Source organism: Stenotrophomonas sp. I18B00994 (assembly GCF_014145825.1).
GTDB lineage: Bacteria > Pseudomonadota > Gammaproteobacteria > Xanthomonadales > Xanthomonadaceae > Stenotrophomonas > Stenotrophomonas maltophilia.
The window spans coordinates 1-1228 of sequence record NZ_JACIUW010000047.1; the positions used below are offsets into that span (position 1 = coordinate 1).

1 protein-coding gene is annotated in these 1228 nt (G+C 62.0%); it reads right to left on the bottom strand.

Annotation, left to right across the window (positions count from 1 at the left end; genetic code table 11):
- Nucleotides 1-101 precede the first annotated feature (101 nt).
- On the bottom strand, nucleotides 102-1016 hold the full coding sequence (locus H4O10_RS22115; RefSeq protein WP_012479096.1) for an IS110-like element ISStma7 family transposase: 915 nt from the start codon (nucleotides 1014-1016) through the stop codon (nucleotides 102-104).
- Between the last annotated feature and the right edge of the window lie 212 nt (nucleotides 1017-1228).

A 1228-nucleotide genomic window follows, 5' to 3' on the forward strand; every position in this document is an offset into this window, starting at 1 on the left:
TGTAGCAACTGTGTTGATGGAGGGACTTGGCCCCTCCATGAGACGGGCACGGTAGTGCCGGCCGCTGGCCGGCAGCCTTTGGTCTTGCGCCCTGGCTGGCCTTAGGCAGGGACCAGCCCGTTTTCAGCGTCGCGCACCCGGGCGTTGAGGATCACCAGCATCTTCCTCATCACCGCCACGATCGCTACTTTTCCTTCCTTGCCGCGGGCCCGCAGCGACCGGTAAAAGTCCCGCAATCGTGGCTCATGTCGCATGGCCGACATGGCTGCCATGTAGAGCACCTGGCGGATCTCGGCCCTGCCGCCATGGATGCTTCGCCTCCCTCGCATGGCTCCGCTGTCGTGGGAGATCGGCGCCACGCCGACCAGGCTGGCAATGGCTTTTCCGCTGATCTGACCCAACTCAGGCAGGTAGCTGGCCAGTACCGCCTGCAATGCCGGGCCGACCCCTTTCATTGACTTCAGCACTGCCAGTTGAGGCTGCTGCGCGACCTGTTCAGAGATCTGCTTGCCCAGCCGCTCGACCAGTGTTTGCAGGCGAATGATGTTGCCTTGCATCTGCCGGCGTAGCTCGCGGTCAGTCACCATTTCCTGCTGTTGGCGGGCTACGGTCAGTGCCTGCATCGTTTGTCGACGCGCCCGCACAAACTCACGCAGTTTCCGCTGCCAGGGCTCCAGCGGCTGATAGGAAGGCAATTCCACCAGCGCGGCCATCTGCGCCAATACAAGAGCGTCCAAGCGGTCCGTCTTGGCCACTTTACCCAGCCCCTGAGCCAGTCTACGCGCTCGCAGTGCGTTGGCACGGATCACCGGATGGCCGGCCTTGTGAAGGAAGTCCAGGACAGTCTGCTCATAGCCGCCGGTGGCTTCCAAAACGATCTGAATGGCCGGCCGCGTACTCAACCAAGTGCTCAACTCGGCATAGCCAGAGGGGCTATTGCTGACCTGCAGGGTCTGGCCGTCTGTCGTGCCGATATCCAATCGGCGCTTGCTCACATCGATCCCGATCCCGTTCATTGCCCGACTCCGTATAGTCTGGAAGGGTCGAGAGCTCCCCCGCTTGCCCAGTCTTATCGCTTCGAGTGTCAGCTCCAGCAACTGTTCGGGCGGATCAAGGGAGATTCCGGCGTGGGCGCCAAGCTACATGGCGATCGTCGAGATCCAGGCTCGTACGGCGGCCCACGCCGGCTCTCGACACCTACGCTGACAGATTTTCATCAGATAAGGCT